This is a genomic window from Planococcus circulans, from assembly GCF_020023385.1.
Classification (GTDB): domain Bacteria; phylum Bacillota; class Bacilli; order Bacillales_A; family Planococcaceae; genus Planococcus.
In genome coordinates this window covers 60,189-77,765 of the sequence record NZ_JAIQCL010000010.1, presented here as the reverse complement: position 1 = coordinate 77,765, position 17,577 = coordinate 60,189, and the positions used below count along the sequence as shown (strand labels likewise).

Genomic DNA, 17,577 nt, shown 5'->3' with positions numbered 1-17,577 from the left:
TGTTACCCGCTGACTTGCCGAATAAACCCCGATTCCACATTTTTCAGTTAACTAAAAAACAGGACACCCCAGAAAAAATCCGGCTGTCCTGTTTGAATGCTTCTTACTGGAATTGCACCATATGGTATTTCTTTTTGCCCCGACGGATAATGGCAAAGGCATCTTCCAACCGATCTTTTTCATCAACGACATATTCCAAATCCGTCACTTTTTCCCCATTTACAGAAATCGCTCCATTTGTAACGTCTTCACGCGCCTGTCTTTTCGATGAAGAAATTCCGGCTTCTACGATCAAGTCGACGATGGATTTGCTTTCTTTTGCCATTTCCACTGACGGAACATCCTTAAATGCCGCTTTCATCTCAGAAGACGACAATGCTTTCAAATCTCCACTGAAAAGAGCTTTTGTGATGCGCTGTGCATCAGCCAATGCGTCTTCCCCATGGATCAATTTGGTCATTTCTTCGGCCAGCGTTTTTTGCGCTTTCCGCAAATGCGCTTCCGTTTCCACTGTAACTTCCAATGCTTCAATTTCTTCACGGCTGATGAAGGTGAAGATCTTCAAGTATTTGATGACATCCGCATCTGCTGCGTTGATCCAGAACTGGTAAAACTCATAAGGCGTTGTTTTTTTCGGATCCAGCCAGACAGCACCGCCGGCTGATTTGCCGAATTTTGTGCCATCCGCTTTTGTGACAAGCGGAATGGTGATACCGAATGCTTTAGCTTCCTCATCATGCGTTTTGCGGATCATTTCAAGGCCGGAAGTGATATTGCCCCATTGATCGGACCCGCCGATCTGGATGCGGCAATTGTGCTCGTTGTACAAATGGTTAAAGTCGATTGCCTGGATCAGCGTGTAGGAGAACTCCGTGAAAGAAATTCCAGTTTCCAAGCGTGTGGCCACTGAATCTTTAGCCAGCATGTAATTGACCGAAATCAGTTTACCGTAATCGCGAAGGAATTCGATGACACTCATCTTGCCGACCCAATCGCGGTTGTTGACCATTTTCGCTCCGTTTTCCGATTGGAAGTCGAAAATCTGTTCCATTTGAACTTTGATGCCTTCAACATTGCGGTCGATCTGTTCTGTCGTCTGCAGTTGGCGCTCTTCGTTCCGTCCTGAAGGATCTCCAATCATGCCGGTCGCGCCGCCAACCAATAAAATCGGCTGATGGCCGTGCATCTGAAAGCGGCGCAGCGTCAACAATGGAACAATATGCCCGATGTGCATGCTGTCCGCAGTCGGGTCCACTCCACAGTATAAAGAAATCTTCTGGTCGTCGAGCAATTTCTCCATGCCTTCTTCGTCGGTTTGCTGGTATAAAAGCCCCCGCCATTGTAAATCCTGAATTAATTTGTTAGTCATTCCAATTCCTCCTTACTAGTTTGAAACGATGGGAGCGATAAACATCCACATAAAAAGCCCCTGCATGAAAAATCATGCAGGGGCGCAATTGCGCGGTACCACCCAGCTTGGAGAATAGATTCTCCCTCTCATCATGTGCCGAACGGGGCACTTCCGTAAACTCCAGGCCTGTAATTCGATCCATGCATTTTGACCGGTTCACACCACCCACCGGCTCTCTAAACAAAATCACACGTTCTACTTCGGACTCTTCATCGTTTTAATATGAAATATACTAGTAGTTTACTTTATTATATGGCATTGTCAATAAGTTTAGGTACAGTTATGAGAATATGATATAATATAATGGATTTTAGGAGGGCGATAACGTGCGTGATAAAATGAAAAATTGGATAAGTAAAGCTGAGGAAACAACCGATAGATGGACCTCGACAAAGTGGTTCAAACGACTGAGCATCACATCAGGAGTCATCTGGAATCTTGCATTGATCCTGGCGATTGTGCTGGTGACAGGCGGAGTTTTCGCCGCATCAGTCGGGGCGGGCTATTTCGCTTCGCTGGTGGATGAAGAAAAGCTTCGGACTCCCGATGAAATGCGTGGGGAAATCTACAGCTATGAAGAAACCTCCGAAATGTTTTTCGATAATGAAGTGTATATCGGGAAAATCCAGACAGATCTGGAACGAAAAGAGACATCACTTGATAAAATCTCCGATGTAGCCGTTGATGCTGTCCTTGCGACCGAGGACGAATACTTCATGGAACACGAAGGAATTGTGCCGAAAGCCATTCTTCGCGGTTTGCTGCAAGATGTCTCGAATTCCGACAGCCAAACAGGTGGATCGACGCTGACGCAGCAATTGATCAAAAATCAGATTTTGACGAACGAAGTTTCCTATGAACGAAAAGCAAAAGAGATCCTGCTTGCCATGCGCCTTGAAAAATTCATGACAAAAGACGAAATCATGGAAGCGTATCTCAACATCATCCCTTACGGCAGAAACTATACCGGTGCTAACATCGCCGGGATTGAAACTGCGGCCAACGGCATTTTCAATGTGTCAGCAAGTGAATTGAACCTGCCGCAAGCAGCTTTCATCGCAGGAATTCCAAAAGCCCCTTTCCGCTACACCCCTTACACTTCAAGTGGTGAACCAAAAGAAGCTGAAGGATTACAACCCGGAATCGACCGGATGAAAACAGTGTTGTATCGGATGAAAGAAACCGAGTACATTACTGAAGAAGAATACAATGAAGCCCTTGCCTACGATATCGTAAAGGATTTTCGTCCACGAGAATCCCGTGCACGTGAGAACTACAAGTTTGTCACCGTAGAAGTCGAAAAACGGGCGGCTCGGATCATCATGGACATTCTTGCTGAAAAAGATGGTGTCGACCCGACAACGCTTGAAGAAAATGACAAGCTTTATGAAGAATACGCAATTCTAGCCGATCGGGCCGTCCGATCGAACGGTTACCGCATACACTCGACCATCAATAAAGAGCTATTCGATGCACACGAAGAAGCAAAAGACGCCTACACGCGCTACGGCACAACATTAACCGTACCATCAACCAACGAAGACGGCGAAGAGGAAATGAAAGAACTTCCCGTCCAGGTCGGAAGCATGATGCTCGAAAATAAAACTGGGCGCATTTTAAGTTTTGTAGGCGGCCGTGACCACGAAATAGAAGAATTGAACCATGCAACTCAAGCATACCGTTCAATCGGTTCTACCGTAAAACCTCTACTCGTTTACGGACCAGCCATTGAATATGGAAACATCGGTGCCGGAAGTCCAGTTGTCGATGTACAGTTCACCTTAAATGATAACGGCACACCTTGGACTCCGGCCAACTTCATCGCCTCAAGTGAACAAGGCATCATGCCTGCACGCGATGCATTGGCACAGTCACAGAACTTGCCTGCCCTTCGCCTGTTCGGCCAAATCAGAGAAAAAATGCCGATCAATTATTTGATCAATGCCGGCTTCTCCCAAGTTGAAGAAAAAGAAAATTACTATCCTTCAACGGCCTTAGGCGGCGGAATCGAAGGCTCTGTTGAAGAACTTACCAGTGGATATGCTACCATCGCCAACGGCGGCAAAAGAATTGAACCGTATATGATCCAACGCATTGAAGATGCGGATGGCAATATCGTTTTTGAACACCAAACCGAAGAACAGGAAATCTATACACCCCAAACAGCCTACGTTCTGACAGACATGCTGCGGGATGTCTTCAAAACAGATAGAGGTACAGCCAACCGTGCCAATGACATGCTGAATTTCAGCGCTGATTTTGCCGGTAAAACAGGAACTACACAAGAAACAAGAGATGTTTGGCTAGTGGGATATAATCCGAACATCACAATGGGCCTATGGCTTGGATATGACCGTGAAAAGTATTCACTCGACAATTTCCAAAATGTCAATTTGCCTCCTTCCCTACGCGTTAATCAGTTATGGGCGAGCCTGATGAATTCGACATACCAAACTACACCGGATTTAATTGGAGCCAATGAAACATTCAAAACTCCGAAAGGCGTCGTAACCCGGTCGTTCTGCAGCATTTCAGGTCTTGCTCCAGGCGGCGCCTGTTCAACCGCTGGTCTCGTGACATCTGATTTGTTCAATGCGGATGCCATGGTTCCTACAAAAGCGGATGACAGTTTAACAAGTGGTTCGTTTACCACAATCAATGGAAAACGTTACGCTGCTTTGTCCAGCACGCCAAGTGAATTCACTTCAGGCGGAGGAATTGCTGTTTCACAGAAATACATTGATCGCATGATGGCACCATTCGGTGGAGACGCCGGCAAATTGTTCCCGGGCAACTCCAGATTCTCTTCAGTTGTCTCAGGTGCAAGTTTCGAAGCTGACAGTGTCGCTCCTGGAAGTGTCGGAGCTTCCATCAGCGGAAATACAATTACTTGGACCAATTCCGGTTCAAATGACGTAGTCGGATACCGTGTTTACAAAAACGGTTCACGTGTCGCTTCCATCTCAGAGTCGAGCAGCAATTCATATACCGCTTCTGGCGCAGGAAGTTACACCGTAGTAGCAGTGGATATTACAGGCAAGCAGTCGGCTGCTTCAAACAGTGTCAACATCGCTGCACCGAAGTCAAAGCCTGTACCAAAACCTGAACCGAAGCCGGAACCAACCCCGCCACCGGAAGAGAAAGAGCCGGAACCGGAAGTTGAAACACCTGCTGAAGAAGAAGTTGAAACGCCTCCAGCAGAGGAAGAAGAAACTTCTCCCGAAGAAGAACCTGAAGAACCAAAAGAAGAAGAACCGGCTCCTGAAGAGCCAGAAGAACCAGAAGAGCCAGCTGAAGATGATGCGGCCTAACACATTAAGACCGACTCGCATAACCCGCGAGTCGGTCTTTTTCTCTACAAAAAAGAGCAGCAAGCGAAATTTCGCATGCTGCTCTTTTTGCTTTCAATCTTCCATTGTAGACAAGTCACCTGTCGGCAAGTCCAACTCCCAAGCCTTCAGCACCCGGCGCATAATCTTACCGCTGCGTGTTTTCGGTAGTTTATCCTTAAATTCGATTTCACGTGGTGCTGCATGCGCAGCCAAGCCTTTTTTGACGAATTGGCGGATATCCTCTGTCAATTCGTCAGAGGGTTCGTAGCCGTCAACCAAAGCGACAAAGGCTTTGATGATTTCTCCACGGACCGGATCCGGCTTGCCGATAACCCCAGCTTCTGCAATCGCCGGATGTTCCAGCAACTTGCTTTCCACTTCGAACGGTCCGACACGCTCACCTGACGTCATGATGACGTCATCCACACGTCCCTGGAACCAGAAATAACCTTCTTCGTCCATATAAGCTGAATCTCCTGACACATACCATTTATCCTTCAGGAAATAGGAATCGTATTTGGCAGGATTGTTCCAAATCTGGCGCATCATCGCTGGCCAGCCTTTTTCAATCGCCAAATTGCCCATTTGGTTAGGCGGCAATTCATTGCCCTGGTCATCCACGATTGCGACTTTGATGCCCGGTACCGGTTTACCCATAGATCCAGGCTTTATGTCCATCGCTGGATAATTACAGATTGTCTGTGCACCCGTTTCCGTCATCCACCAAGTATCATGGATGCGTCGATCGAATACCTGTGCTCCCCATCTGACCACTTCAGGATTCAATGGTTCACCTACTGACAACACATGGCGAAGTGTCGATAAATCATATTCTTCCACTAACGCGTCCCCCGCGCCCATGAGCATACGGAACGCCGTCGGTGCACTGTACCAGACAGTGACGCCATAATCCTCGATGGCTTGATACCAGCCGTCCGGGGAGAAGCGGCCTCCCAGAATAACAGTCGTTACCCCGTTCAGCCATGGAGAGAACACGCCGTACGCTGTCCCTGTCACCCAGCCCGGATCCGCCGTACACCAGTAAATATCGGTTTCGTTGAAGTCCAATACCCATTTCCCGGTCTGGTATTGCTGCACCATGGCATACTGTGCATGCAGCACACCTTTTGGTTTACCGGTAGAACCCGAAGTATAGTGAAGGACCAAGCCATCCTCTTTATCCAACCATTCAAGTTCGAATTTATCTGAACGGGAACGCAGATGCTTCAACACATCGATCTGCCCTTCCTGTTCCGTGATATCATCTCCAACAAGGAAAATGGTTTCAAGATTCGGCAACCGGTCATAAGGCACCCGCTCCAGCAGATCTGGCGTCGTGATGATCGACTTAGCTTCACTGTCATCCAATCGGTCATAGATGGCGCCTTCCATGAATGCCTCAAACAACGGCCCTACAATAAGGCCCATTTTCAATGCCCCGAACATAAGGAAATACAATTCCGGAGAACGCGGCATAAAAATAAAGATCCGGTCTCCTTTTTGCAATGTCGAATTCTCCTTCAACAAATTGGCTGCACGGTTTGTCATACGTTTCATCTCATAGAATGTATACGACTCATTTCTGTTCTGATCTTTGTAATACAGCGCTACTTTATTTTTTCGATCGGAATCGGCATGGCGGTCAATCGCTTCATGAGCCATATTCACTTTTCCACTTTCATACCAACTGAATTCTTTCTCGACTTCAGCCCAATCGAAGTTTGCAGCTATCTCTTCATAATTATGTAATTGATGCACCCCTGCTCTTGCTGGTAACGCTTCCACTTTCATCCTGATCACCCTTTCATTATCGATTACCTTATATTCTACAACATTGTCACAATTGAATGCGAATTATTTTAACTTTTTAGAAAATTATAGTTTATTTCGCCAGACTTTTTCCAAATCCACTTTTGTTCATGTATAATGTAGCTAATTGCATCCTACAGGCGGTGAAATGATGGAACATAAAAAAACGTATAATTCCATGGAACTGGAAACCAAACATGGTCTTCTGATCATTGAAGGGCCTCTTCCCGGAAAAGAATTGAGCAAACTTGATTTTCATGAAGACCTGGTCGCTTTCAGGCCACCGGCTCAACAGCATCAAGCTATTGTGGAAATTGCTGATTTGCCGGAAGGGCGGATTCTCATCGCACGAGAAGAGAAGATGATTGTCGGTTATGTCACCTTCTTATATCCTGATCCTTTAGAACGCTGGTCAGAAGGCAAAATGGACAACCTGATCGAGCTAGGGGCGATTGAAGTCATCCCGAAATATAGGGGCAGCGGGGTTGGGAAATCATTATTGAAAATTTCGATGGAAGATGACGCTTTTGAAGACTTCATCGTCATTACGACCGAGTACTATTGGCATTGGGATTTAAAAGGGACCGGGTTGAATGTTTGGGAATACCGAAAGATCATGGAGAAAATGATGCAGGCTGGCGGCTTGGAATATTACGCCACCGATGATCCCGAAATCAGTTCCCATCCTGCCAATTGCCTAATGGCCAAAATCGGCAGCCGGGTCGATAATGAATCGATCCAAAAATTTGATCAGCTGCGGTTCATGAATCGCTATATGTATTGATTTAACTCAAAAGGGGTGTTCATATGTTAGTGGAAGAAATTATGAAAACCGATGTCTATACATTACGTTCCGATCAGACTGTACAGGACATCATGGACTTATTCAAAGACAAGCGGATCCGTCATGCTCCAGTTTTGAAGGATGGCAAAGTGGTCGGCATTGTGACCGACCGCGACCTCAAAGACGCTGTCCCTTCAAGATTTACGGTGTCTCCAAAAGGTGAACCTTACAAAAAGAAAGTCGAAGAAATCATGACACCCAATCCGGTGACAGCCCATCCCCTCGACTTCGTGGAAGAAGTGGCGATGATATTTTACGAGCACAAAATCGGCTGTATTCCGGTCGTCAGCAACCAGGTGCTTGTCGGTTTCCTGACAGAGACGGATCTTTTGTATACCTTCATTGAATTGACGGGCGCACACCAACCCGGATCCCAAATTGAAGTTCGGGTGAAGAACCGGTCCGGTATCCTTTATGAAGTTTCGAAAGTATTTCATGAACAGAATGTTAATGTGCTGAGTGTCCTCGTTTACCCCGACAGAGAAAACAAAAACAATAAGATCCTTGTTTTCCGAGTTCAAACGATGAATCCACTCGCCATTATCAGCGATCTGAAAAAAGAAGGATTCGATGTCTTATGGCCAAGCATGCCTCAAGTGAACGAATGAAACATGCAGTATTCATCTTTTCAGAAGATCAATTGGGGTATAAATTTTCTGAAACACATCCATTCAACCAGAAAAGACTGGTTTTAACGATTGATTTATTAAAAAAAATGAATGCGCTTCCAGATGATTTAATCGTTCCTGCGCGTATTGCGACTGATGAAGAATTATTATTGGCACACGACGAGCGGTATATCGATATCGTTAAAAAAGCAAGTATTGGTCAAGTAACTCCGGAAGCCGGTGAAAGCTACGGAATCGGTACGGATGATACACCCATTTTTGAAAACATGCACGAAGCCAGTGCCCGCTTAGTCGGCGGGACATTGACTGCCGTCGATTATGTCATGGAAGGCAAGGCACAACATGCTTTGAATTTAGGCGGTGGCCTCCATCATGGCTTCCGAGGAAAAGCTTCCGGATTTTGCATCTACAATGACAGCTCGGTGGCCATCAATTACCTGAAAAGCAAATACAATGCCCGTGTCTTGTATATTGATACAGATGCCCATCATGGAGACGGCGTTCAATGGAGCTTTTATGATGATCCCGATGTCTGCACTGTCTCCATCCATGAAACGGGCCGCTATTTGTTCCCCGGAACCGGCAACATCAATGAGCGTGGCAGTGGCCAAGGATATGGCACTTCTTTTAATTTTCCGATAGATGCCTTTACGGAAGATGAGTCTTTTCTTGAAATCTATCGTACTTCCATGAAGGAAATCATTGAATTCTTTAAGCCAGATGTCATTTTGACTCAGAACGGAGCAGACGCCCATTATTTGGACCCTCTGACCCATTTATACGGTACAATGAATATTTACAAGGAAATACCCAAGATCGCCCATGAACTCGCTCACGAGTATTGTGAGGGCCGCTGGATAGCTGTCGGAGGCGGCGGTTACGATATTTGGCGCGTTGTTCCCCGTGCCTGGTCATTAATCTGGATGGAGATGAACAATCTTCCCCTCCCTTCAGGCAAATTACCCGAATCGTGGATGGAGAAATGGCAACCGGAATCTCCAGTCAAGTTGATCGATACCTGGGAAGATCCGCCCAATATGTACAAAGCCATTCCGCGCAAAGCGGAAATTACGGATAAGAACCTTCAAATGCTGAACAAGGCTCTTTATATGATCCGCAATAACTAACCAGGGTTATCGACAAAGTAAAAGAGCCAGCGGGATTAATCCCGCTGGCTCTTTTAATTTCAGGCGATTGAACTTTAACCACCACCTACATAAGTCAGCTGAATGAAAAAGAAAACCTGCCTGGATAGGCTCTATCCGGACAGGTTTTCCTGGTTCTGATCCCATTTTTTCTTACAATGGAATCGGCTGTTAATCGTTTTTGGTCGATTGTCTTTCTTCGATCCGGTATGGAAGAATTACTTGTTTTTCTTCGATTTCTTCATTGTTCATATATTTGGTCAGTAAACGCATAGAAACAGCCCCAATATCATAAAGCGGGAAAGCTACTGATGTCAGCATCGGACGAGCCATACGGGCCAGCTTGGAATTCTCATAGCTGATGATTTCTGCATCCGCTGGAATTTTCTTCCCTTGCTCTTCCAATCCATGAATGACCCCAATAGACATTTCGTCGTTGCTGACAAAATAAGCAGTCGGTTCGAAAGGAGCCAATGTTTGGACGGCTTCAATCCCCTCATCATACGAATTATTGCATTCAATGACCAGATTCTCATCATAGTCGATGCCTGCTTCTGCCAAGGCTTCTATATAGGCTTTCAACTTGTACTCTTTATTGATCATCGAAGTCATCGGGCCTGAGATAAAGGCGATTTTCTTATGGCCATTGTCTGTAAATTTCTTAACTGCTTCAAAGGCAGCTCCGTAATAATCGATGTTCACTGAGGCAATCGCCGCAGATTCATCGATTGAACCAGCCAAGACGATTGGCGTCGGAGAACGTTTCATTTCGTAAAGAAGTTCTGTTGAAATTACATCACTCATAAAGACTATTCCATCCACCTGTTTTCCAAGCATAGTCTCCAACAACTGAAGTTCCTTATTTTCGTTCTGGTCTGAGTTGGACAAGATAATATTGTAGCGGTACATTGTAGCGATATCTTCAATTCCACGGGCTAGTTCAGCATATAGGCTATTGGAAATATCGGGTATGATGACGCCGACCGTCGTTGTCTTCTTACTTGCAAGTCCACGAGCGACAGCATTTGGACGATAGCCCAATTCTTCTATCACTTTCAGTACTTTCTTTCTTGTGGCAGGTTTAACGTTTTGATTGGCATTTACTACACGTGACACAGTAGCCATGGAAACGTTCGCTTCTCTTGCCACATCGTATATCGTAACGGTCATTGTGCGCCCTCCTTTTCCAGTCTTTCTCTAATCATACGACAAAATCTTCAATAATATCAACTAAAAAAAAGAAAAGCCGGAGTTAACCGGCTTTTCAGCTTCACACTTTCATTTCATATTGTTTCATGAACTTCATCAAAGCATCGTAGTATTCGTCAAACTGGCCTAAATCCATTTGCTGTTGAGCATCTGATAATGCTACTGCTGGATCTGGGTGAACTTCAGCCATCACGCCGTCCGCTCCGATTGCGATTGCAGCTTTAGCGGCTGGAAGCAATAAGTCACGGCGACCTGTCGAGTGAGTCACGTCAACAAATACTGGCAGGTGCGTTTCCTGTTTCAGGATTGGCACTGCTGAGATATCGAGTGTGTTGCGTGTCGCTTTTTCGTATGTGCGGATACCGCGTTCACATAAGATGATGTTTTCGTTTCCTGAAGCGATGATGTATTCAGCTGCGTTGATGAATTCTTCAATAGTCGCTGACATTCCGCGTTTCAAGAGAACCGGCTTATTGATCGAGCCGACCGCTTTCAATAGTTCGAAGTTCTGCATGTTGCGTGCGCCAACTTGGACAACATCCACGTAATCAAGTGCAGCTTCCAAATGTCCTGGAGTTACGATTTCTGAAACAACAGCTAAATTGTATTGATCAGCCGCTTTTTTCAGCATCTTCAATCCTTCTAAGCCAAGTCCCTGGAAATCGTAAGGCGATGTACGCGGCTTGTAAGCTCCACCACGAATCATCTTCAAGCCTTTTGCTCCGATGGCTTCAGCAACTTTCGATACTTGTTCCTGCGATTCTACTGCACATGGGCCAAAGATGAAAGAAGGTTCTCCAGCGCCCACTTGTTCGCCGTTGATCGTAATAACCGTGTCTTCTGCTTTCTTTTTACGCGAAACCAACAATGCTTTGCGTGTATCTTCTTCTTGCATATTCAAGGCTGATTTGAAGATTTCCTTGAAAATATGATCAACGGTCTTCTGTTCTAACGGACCGTTATTATTATCTTTCAGCAAGTTCAGCATATGGCGTTCCCGCAATGGATCGTAACGGTCAACTCCTTGCTTCTCTTTCAATTTACCGATGTCTTGAATTACGGAAGCTCTCTCATTGATAAGAGACAGAATCTGCAGGTTGACTGCGTCCACTTTTTCTCTTAGTTGCTCTAACTCTAAATTACTCATTCTATAACTTCCCCTTTCGCGAATAACCTTTATCAGGTGACTCATATTAACATGATAGGACTATTATAAGCAAACTATTCGGTAAAGTCACGGAATTTATTTTAGCGATTCAACGCGCTAAAGTATTTTTGGCATGAAAAAGCCGAAGCATCAAGGCTTCGGCTCTTTTTTAAGCTATAAATTCCTGCATGGATTCTCTTTTGATATCATTGTGGGAAGCGTGCCAATCCACTTTTTGACTAGTGAAATGGAACAATTGGGGCGATTCGTGCTTAACTCCCGTAATCTCTTCAATCGCTTGAGAGAATTCCCGATCTTCCTGTACGACTAGATAAAGGAAGATTTGGTTTGGGTGCAGTGAGCAATACTCGTTATACTCATTCCACGCCTTAGCGGATACCGGACATGTACTGCTGTGTTTAAATAGCCAGTAATGCTGATTATGCCCCACTGCCTGTTTCAGACTGTCCAGATTGTCTACATGCACTAAATTTTTCATCTAAACCGCTCCCAGATTAATTCTTTTTGTTTTGGTTGTTGCTTGATGAATTGTTTGTTGATTTATTGCTTGGATTCGACGATTTATTGCTGTTGTTGTTGCTGCTGGTCGTATTTGGACCTTTGCTCGTGTTTGCTGTGTTGCTGTTGGTACTGCTGCCTGTATTGCCGGCTACTGACGAACTTGAACCCGATTTCTTTTCTTCTTTCACCTCTTCAACTGCTTCTTTTAATGCATTGGCAGTGGAAGTGAAAGCATCAGAACCGTTGCTGTCTGATTTATTTGCTGTATTTTGCACAGTTGAATGGATGTCGATGGATTCTTCACCTTCTGACGAAGCCGTTCCATCGTCCATAGGCGAACTTCCGCCTTTTATATTTTTCACTTTATCGACCACTTTGGTCGACTGGTCTTTCAATTGTTGGGCAAAGCCGCCTGAACCATCATCGCTTGAATCTGACTGCTGCGATGCTTTTTCTTTTAAAGTGGTCGCCTGAGTTTTAAGGTCAGCTTGGAATTCTTTCCCGGATTTAGGCGCCAGGAATAATGCTGCAGCAGCCCCGACGATTCCACCGACTAAAATACCAACTAGGAAACTTGAGCCCCCACCTGATTCTTCGTAATCGTACAGGTCGTCATAACGGTTGGAAGCTCCATAAGATTGAGGTACATAATCACTTTGCTGGTATTTTTGGCCGCTGTTCTGGCTGTACTGTCCACCCTGTGTATAGTAGTCCTTATTGTACTGTGAATCGTTGAAGTTGGATTGATTGTTAAAGTCTTTGTTTCTGCTCATTGATATTCCCTCCAATTAGTTAGTGGTAAAACAATTTTTAGTATTGTTCGTTATGAGGCAACTTTTTTTGTCCGGGTACTGGTGTATAAGTTGAATTTGCGCGAGCTTCATAGATCTTGCGCTCATTCCATTTATCACGGATGCCCATGACCACATTACCCCATTGAACAACTTGAGCAATCTTGTCTTCATTCTGTTCAACCTGCACACCTACACGTGAAGTGATATGGCGGACAGTAGAGTTCAAATCAGTAACAGAGTTGCCGACGCCTTTTACCGCGTCAACTACACCATTCAATTTTTCTGATTTTACTTGAATGTCTTCAGCTAGTTCATTTGTCTTATGCAATAGATTCGTCGTCTCCAACGTTACCCCCTGCAATTGATTTTCAAGACCAGCTACGGTGCCTGAAACTTCTTTTAATGTGTTTTTCAGCGAATTTAATGTCATTGCCAACGCTACGCATAGAATTAAGAATCCAATAGCGGCTACGATCGCGGCAATGTAAAGCAAGATTTGCCAATCCATCCTGTTTCCTCCTTTAAGCGAATTATGTTATATCCTTTTTCTACCCTTGATGAGTTTGGATTAAACACGGTCTCTATTATTATTCGACAAAAACTATTGCATACCTGCATAAAAAAAACAGTTTAACCCGAAAGTTAAACCGTTTCTCCTGTATTTAATGTCGTTTCGAAAGCTTCCTGGAATTTGGTGACGTCTCCTGCTCCCATGAACAGATAAACGGCATTGCCGTGCGCTGCTAAGGAACCTACCTCATCCAATTGAAGCAACTGGCTATTTTCGATTTTTTCCGCTAGATCCTGGATTTTCAATGTACCTGCTTTTTCGCGTGCAGAACCGAAAATATCACATAGATACACATGATCCGCTTCAAGCAGACAGTCGGCAAACTCCTGCAGGAATGTCTGGGTCCGCGTAAATGTATGCGGCTGGAAAATCGCGATGAGCTCCCGCTCCGGGTACTTCTGGCGCGCAGATTGCAAAGTCGCACGAATTTCCGTTGGATGATGCGCATAGTCGTCAATCAAAATCCGATCACCGATTGCGGTTTGTGTAAAACGTCGCTTGACGCCTTCAAAATCCTCAAACTGCTGCTGGATGATATCAGCTGGTATGCTTTCATAATGGCACAGAGAAATGACCGCCAATGCATTCAGAATGGCATGGTCGCCAAACATCGGAATCGTGAAAGTATGGAAAAATTCGTTACGAATCACTACATCGAAAGTAGTCCCTTCCACAGTTTTCACGATGTTTCTCGCCTGGAAATCATTTTCTTCCCCAAATCCGTAGTAGACGACCGGAACGGGTGCCTGGATCTGTTGAAGAAATTCATCATCTCCGCAGGCAATGATGCATTTCTTTACTTGTTGGGCCATTTCCTCGAACGCTTTGAAAACATCATCAACACCCGTAAAATAATCAGGATGGTCATAGTCGATATTCGTCATGATAGCGTAATCAGGGTGATAGGCCAGGAAATGGCGGCGGTATTCACAGGCTTCTGCCACAAAGAAATGGGAGTCTGCCTGGCCTACGCCTGTTCCGTCTCCAATTAAATAAGAGACAGGTTTATATCCGCCCAATACGTGGGCCATCAAACCGGTTGTCGAAGTTTTGCCGTGTGCACCTGTGATGGCGACTGATACATATTGCTTCATCAGGTCACCAAGGAACTGATGGTACCGGATAATCGTCGCACCCAATTCACGTGCTTTGACCAATTCAGCATGATCATCACCAAAAGCATTGCCTGCAATGATTGTCATGTCTTTTTCAATATTATTTGCGTCGAACGGCAGAATGGTTATGCCTCTTTCACGAAGACGGTCTTCAGTAAAGAAGTGCTGCTCGATATCAGAACCTTGTACTTGTTCGCCCATATCATGCATGATTTGTGCAAGTGGACTCATACCGGAACCTTTGATTCCGGTAAAATGTAAAACTGTCATAAATGAACCTCCTGTGGGAGTTGAAAATTAGTCTACATAAATCGCATAGCGAATTCTATAGCTGATGTGGATAAACACAATACAAAATTATATCACAAATTTATCATTCGCTGAAATGAGCCAGTATTCTTTCTATTTCTTTAGTTGGCAAAGTATTTGCGGAAAGCAGATATACGGTTTAATGGAATACTTCTTCAATATCATTTTCAGTAATCAAAACCGAACGGGCTTTGCTGCCATTCTGCTCGGATATAAAGCCATGCTGTTCGATCAGATCCATCAATCGGGCTGCACGATTATAACCGATATGGAATTTCCGCTGCAGAAGGGACGTCGAAGCACTCCCCTGTGCCATGATAAAACGGCAGGCCTCTTCAAAGAGATCATCCTGCTCAGCCGGGGACTCGCTTCGCTTGATTAATTCCTCTTCTTTAAAGAAGTATTCGGGTTTCCCCTGCAACCTCACATGCTCGATGACTTTTTCAATCTCGTCGTCGGTGACGAACGTTCCTTGCAGACGGCTGGGTGCCGACATGCCATTTCCAAGATACAGCATGTCCCCTCTTCCGAGAAGACGCTCCGCTCCCTGGGAATCGAGGATCGTGCGGCTGTCCACCTGTGAAGAAACTGAGAAAGCAATGCGTGTCGGGATATTGGATTTGATCAACCCGGTAATAACGTCAACAGACGGCCTTTGCGTCGCAATCACCAAATGGATTCCGCAGGCACGCGCTTTCTGCGCAATCCGGCAAATTGAATCCTCGACGTCTGATGGAGACATCATCATCAAGTCTGCCAACTCGTCGATCACTATCAGGATATAGGGCAGATGCTGCGCATGATCCCCTTTTTCTTTCACCAGCTTATTGTAACGGCTGATATCGCGGACGCCACTGTGGGCAAACAATTGGTAGCGGCGCTCCATTTCTTCCACTGCCCATTTGAGCGAAGCGGTTGCCGCTTTGACATCTGTAATGACTGGGCTGACAAGATGCGGGATATGATTATAAGGTGCCAGCTCGACCATCTTCGGATCGATCAACAGCAGCTTCAGATCTCTTGGCGAGGATTTATAGAGCAAGCTGACCAACAGTGAATTAATGCAGACGGATTTACCGGAGCCTGTAGCCCCAGCAATCAGGCCGTGCGGCATTTTTCGCAAATCCAATGTGACCGGCTTGCCTGTCAAATCCAATCCTAGTGCCGCTTCCAGCGGAGAATCCGACTCTTCGAAAACCGGGCTGCCGATAATCTCCGAAATGCGTACTGCACGGCTTGTCCGGTTCGGTATTTCGATGCCGATGGAGCTCTTGCCGGGAATCGGTGCCTGAATCCGGATATCCCTGGCAGCCAATGCCAATTTCAAATCATCCGCTAAGTTGCGGATTTTGCTGACTTTAATCCCTTGAGCGACCTTCAGCTCGAATTGTGTGACGGCAGGTCCTTGGACAGTGCTCAAAATTTCAGCTTTGATCTGGAAATAAGATAAAGCTTCAATCAGGCGCTCACCCTGCTCCTCCATCCACTCTTCGTCTTTCCGGTCATTTTCAGGAGGCATTAAATATTCCGGCAACGGAAATTCATAGGCTTTCGATTCAGCTTCAGATACTGAATTCAGTGCTTGCTTCGGCTCTTCAACTGAATCTGCCGTTTTTTTTTCCGCTTGCACAACTGAATTTTTAAGTTTTGGTGTGACGATAGGACGCGATTGCGCCTTATTTTTCAATAGTTCTTTATCAGATTTGAGCATCAGCACATTGAATGGCACGGTTTTTTCACGCTTTGGCGCCGCTGATGGTTTTGTTTCTGTATCTTGCTTTAATTCCGGAGCCGCCTCTGCTTCTGTAGCCGAATCTAATTCCGGGTTCGATTCTGTCACTAACTCATTCTCCGGTTCAGGTTGTGGATCTTGATATGATTCTGGTTCTTGGTGAATTTCCGGTTCCAGTTCCGGTTCCGGCTCTTGATATACTTCAGGTTCTGGGATTGCTCCTGACTCCAGTTCCAGCACTGTTTCACCAATAGGAGCCGATTCTTTGACTTCTGTTGTGTCAATCGATGGCTCCCTATGTACATGGCCAGTATCGGGTACAGCCTGCTCTTCGACAAATTCCGATGTTACAACTTCCGTGTCTTCAGAAGCTTTGGATGCACGTAGATCCGTTGGTGCTTCCCTTTCAGCTTTCGGTGTTTCTTCTATCGTTTCACGAACCGTCTGCTGTGTCCGTTCTTCCTCGAAGATCGGTGCAATTTCATGTTCCACTACCGGTCTTGGCTTATGCCAGCCGGCTCTTGCTCTTTCCTGAATCGCTTCATCATGCAATTCGCGGTTATACTTGCTTTCTCTTTCTTCCGTCATTTTTTGGGTAGGCGCAGGACGTGCCGTATTATAGCCATAGACCGATGAAACGGAGCGGCTTGGTTCGAAACGGCGCGCAGCAGCAGGAAGTTCGGGTGTTTTAGCTTTTCGCTTCGCTGCCGTTGGGCGGACTGGCGCTTCTTTAGGCCCCATAATTGGCTTCTCTGCAGCCGGCATAGATTCTTTTCGAAGAATCTCTCTTTCCTGCTCATCAAAAATAGGCATTTTCGGACGGTTTTCTGCCCGTTTTACGTCATGGATAAAATCGTCTTTTTCTTCATCCGGAATCAAGGGGAAACGAAAAGGCGCTTTTTCCTTCTTTTCAGCCGGGGGTGCTTCATAAACTGCCTCTTCTTCGATTTCATCAGTGTCATCAGTAAACATGCGGTTCCATACATTTTTAAACCAGCTCATAATGCG

Annotated in this window: 13 protein-coding genes and 1 other annotated feature; of the genes, 4 read left to right on the top strand and 9 right to left on the bottom strand. The window is 45.5% G+C overall.

All coding sequences use genetic code 11. The features are described from left to right. Positions 1 to 103: 103 nt before the first annotated feature. A complete protein-coding gene (gene tyrS / locus K8U60_RS15640) occupies positions 104 to 1,369 on the bottom strand; it encodes a tyrosine--tRNA ligase (RefSeq protein ID WP_223642197.1) in 1,266 nt (421 codons plus the stop codon). A 75-nt stretch (positions 1,370 to 1,444) separates the two neighbouring features. Continuing rightward, positions 1,445 to 1,633: a binding site (T-box leader), on the bottom strand. A 104-nt stretch (positions 1,634 to 1,737) separates the two neighbouring features. Between tyrS and K8U60_RS15635 the strand changes: the two genes are divergently transcribed. Continuing rightward, positions 1,738 to 4,722 carry a transglycosylase domain-containing protein gene (locus tag K8U60_RS15635; protein WP_223642195.1) on the top strand — a complete coding sequence of 995 codons (2,985 nt, stop codon included), beginning with the start codon at positions 1,738 to 1,740 and terminating at the stop codon, positions 4,720 to 4,722. 93 nt (positions 4,723 to 4,815) lie between these two features. Here the strand turns inward: K8U60_RS15635 and acsA are convergent, their stop codons facing one another. After that, positions 4,816 to 6,534 (bottom strand): acetate--CoA ligase, encoded by a 1,719-nt coding sequence (gene acsA, locus K8U60_RS15630; RefSeq protein ID WP_223642193.1) that lies wholly within the window; start codon positions 6,532 to 6,534, stop codon positions 4,816 to 4,818. 169 nt (positions 6,535 to 6,703) lie between these two features. Between acsA and K8U60_RS15625 the strand changes: the two genes are divergently transcribed. From K8U60_RS15625 to K8U60_RS15615, 3 genes are read left to right on the top strand one after another with little or no spacing between them, the layout of a single operon-like run. After that, complete coding sequence (locus K8U60_RS15625) at positions 6,704 to 7,336, top strand: GNAT family N-acetyltransferase (protein WP_223642191.1); 633 nt, start codon at positions 6,704 to 6,706, stop codon at positions 7,334 to 7,336. A gap of 23 nt (positions 7,337 to 7,359) precedes the next feature. After that, positions 7,360 to 8,004: an acetoin utilization AcuB family protein gene (locus K8U60_RS15620; protein WP_223642181.1), complete on the top strand. Its 645-nt coding sequence runs from the start codon at positions 7,360 to 7,362 to the stop codon at positions 8,002 to 8,004. After that, a complete protein-coding gene (locus K8U60_RS15615; protein WP_223642336.1) occupies positions 8,001 to 9,152 on the top strand; it encodes an acetoin utilization protein AcuC in 1,152 nt (383 codons plus the stop codon). Before K8U60_RS15620 ends, K8U60_RS15615 begins: the two co-directional genes overlap by 4 nt. Before the next feature lie 189 nt (positions 9,153 to 9,341). Here K8U60_RS15615 and ccpA read toward each other — a convergent pair whose 3' ends face one another. From ccpA to K8U60_RS15580, 7 genes are all read right to left on the bottom strand, one after another. After that, positions 9,342 to 10,340 carry a catabolite control protein A gene (gene ccpA / locus K8U60_RS15610; RefSeq protein WP_223642179.1) on the bottom strand — a complete coding sequence of 333 codons (999 nt, stop codon included), beginning with the start codon at positions 10,338 to 10,340 and terminating at the stop codon, positions 9,342 to 9,344. A gap of 100 nt (positions 10,341 to 10,440) precedes the next feature. Beyond that, positions 10,441 to 11,526 (bottom strand): bifunctional 3-deoxy-7-phosphoheptulonate synthase/chorismate mutase, encoded by a 1,086-nt coding sequence (locus K8U60_RS15605; RefSeq protein ID WP_223642177.1) that lies wholly within the window; start codon positions 11,524 to 11,526, stop codon positions 10,441 to 10,443. 169 nt (positions 11,527 to 11,695) lie between these two features. Continuing rightward, the gene (gene ytxJ / locus K8U60_RS15600; protein ID WP_223642175.1) at positions 11,696 to 12,025 is read right to left on the bottom strand and encodes a bacillithiol system redox-active protein YtxJ; all 330 of its coding nucleotides are present in this window, start codon (positions 12,023 to 12,025) and stop codon (positions 11,696 to 11,698) included. 16 nt (positions 12,026 to 12,041) lie between these two features. Beyond that, a complete protein-coding gene (locus tag K8U60_RS15595) occupies positions 12,042 to 12,821 on the bottom strand; it encodes a YtxH domain-containing protein (RefSeq protein WP_223642173.1) in 780 nt (259 codons plus the stop codon). A 37-nt stretch (positions 12,822 to 12,858) separates the two neighbouring features. After that, entirely contained in the window at positions 12,859 to 13,350 is a 492-nt protein-coding gene (locus K8U60_RS15590; RefSeq protein ID WP_223642171.1) for a DUF948 domain-containing protein, read from the bottom strand. Between the two features lie 134 nt (positions 13,351 to 13,484). Beyond that, positions 13,485 to 14,798 carry a UDP-N-acetylmuramate--L-alanine ligase gene (gene murC, locus K8U60_RS15585; RefSeq protein WP_223642169.1) on the bottom strand — a complete coding sequence of 438 codons (1,314 nt, stop codon included), beginning with the start codon at positions 14,796 to 14,798 and terminating at the stop codon, positions 13,485 to 13,487. Between the two features lie 178 nt (positions 14,799 to 14,976). Further along, positions 14,977 to 17,571: a DNA translocase FtsK gene (locus tag K8U60_RS15580; protein ID WP_223642167.1), complete on the bottom strand. Its 2,595-nt coding sequence runs from the start codon at positions 17,569 to 17,571 to the stop codon at positions 14,977 to 14,979. Positions 17,572 to 17,577 lie beyond the last annotated feature (6 nt).

What these genes read in the sequence shown, in the direction of transcription:
- tyrS (WP_223642197.1), bottom strand. Translation starts at nt 1,369, where the DNA reads ATGACTAACAAATTAATTCAGGATTTACAATGGCGGGGGCTTTTATAC.
- acsA (WP_223642193.1), bottom strand. Translation starts at nt 6,534, where the DNA reads ATGAAAGTGGAAGCGTTACCAGCAAGAGCAGGGGTGCATCAATTACAT.
- K8U60_RS15625 (WP_223642191.1), top strand. Translation starts at nt 6,704, where the DNA reads ATGGAACATAAAAAAACGTATAATTCCATGGAACTGGAAACCAAACAT.
- K8U60_RS15620 (WP_223642181.1), top strand. Translation starts at nt 7,360, where the DNA reads ATGTTAGTGGAAGAAATTATGAAAACCGATGTCTATACATTACGTTCC.
- K8U60_RS15615 (WP_223642336.1), top strand. Translation starts at nt 8,001, where the DNA reads ATGAAACATGCAGTATTCATCTTTTCAGAAGATCAATTGGGGTATAAA.
- ccpA (WP_223642179.1), bottom strand. Translation starts at nt 10,340, where the DNA reads ATGACCGTTACGATATACGATGTGGCAAGAGAAGCGAACGTTTCCATG.
- K8U60_RS15605 (WP_223642177.1), bottom strand. Translation starts at nt 11,526, where the DNA reads ATGAGTAATTTAGAGTTAGAGCAACTAAGAGAAAAAGTGGACGCAGTC.
- ytxJ (WP_223642175.1), bottom strand. Translation starts at nt 12,025, where the DNA reads ATGAAAAATTTAGTGCATGTAGACAATCTGGACAGTCTGAAACAGGCA.
- K8U60_RS15595 (WP_223642173.1), bottom strand. Translation starts at nt 12,821, where the DNA reads ATGAGCAGAAACAAAGACTTTAACAATCAATCCAACTTCAACGATTCA.
- K8U60_RS15590 (WP_223642171.1), bottom strand. Translation starts at nt 13,350, where the DNA reads ATGGATTGGCAAATCTTGCTTTACATTGCCGCGATCGTAGCCGCTATT.
- murC (WP_223642169.1), bottom strand. Translation starts at nt 14,798, where the DNA reads ATGACAGTTTTACATTTTACCGGAATCAAAGGTTCCGGTATGAGTCCA.
- K8U60_RS15580 (WP_223642167.1), bottom strand. Translation starts at nt 17,571, where the DNA reads ATGAGCTGGTTTAAAAATGTATGGAACCGCATGTTTACTGATGACACT.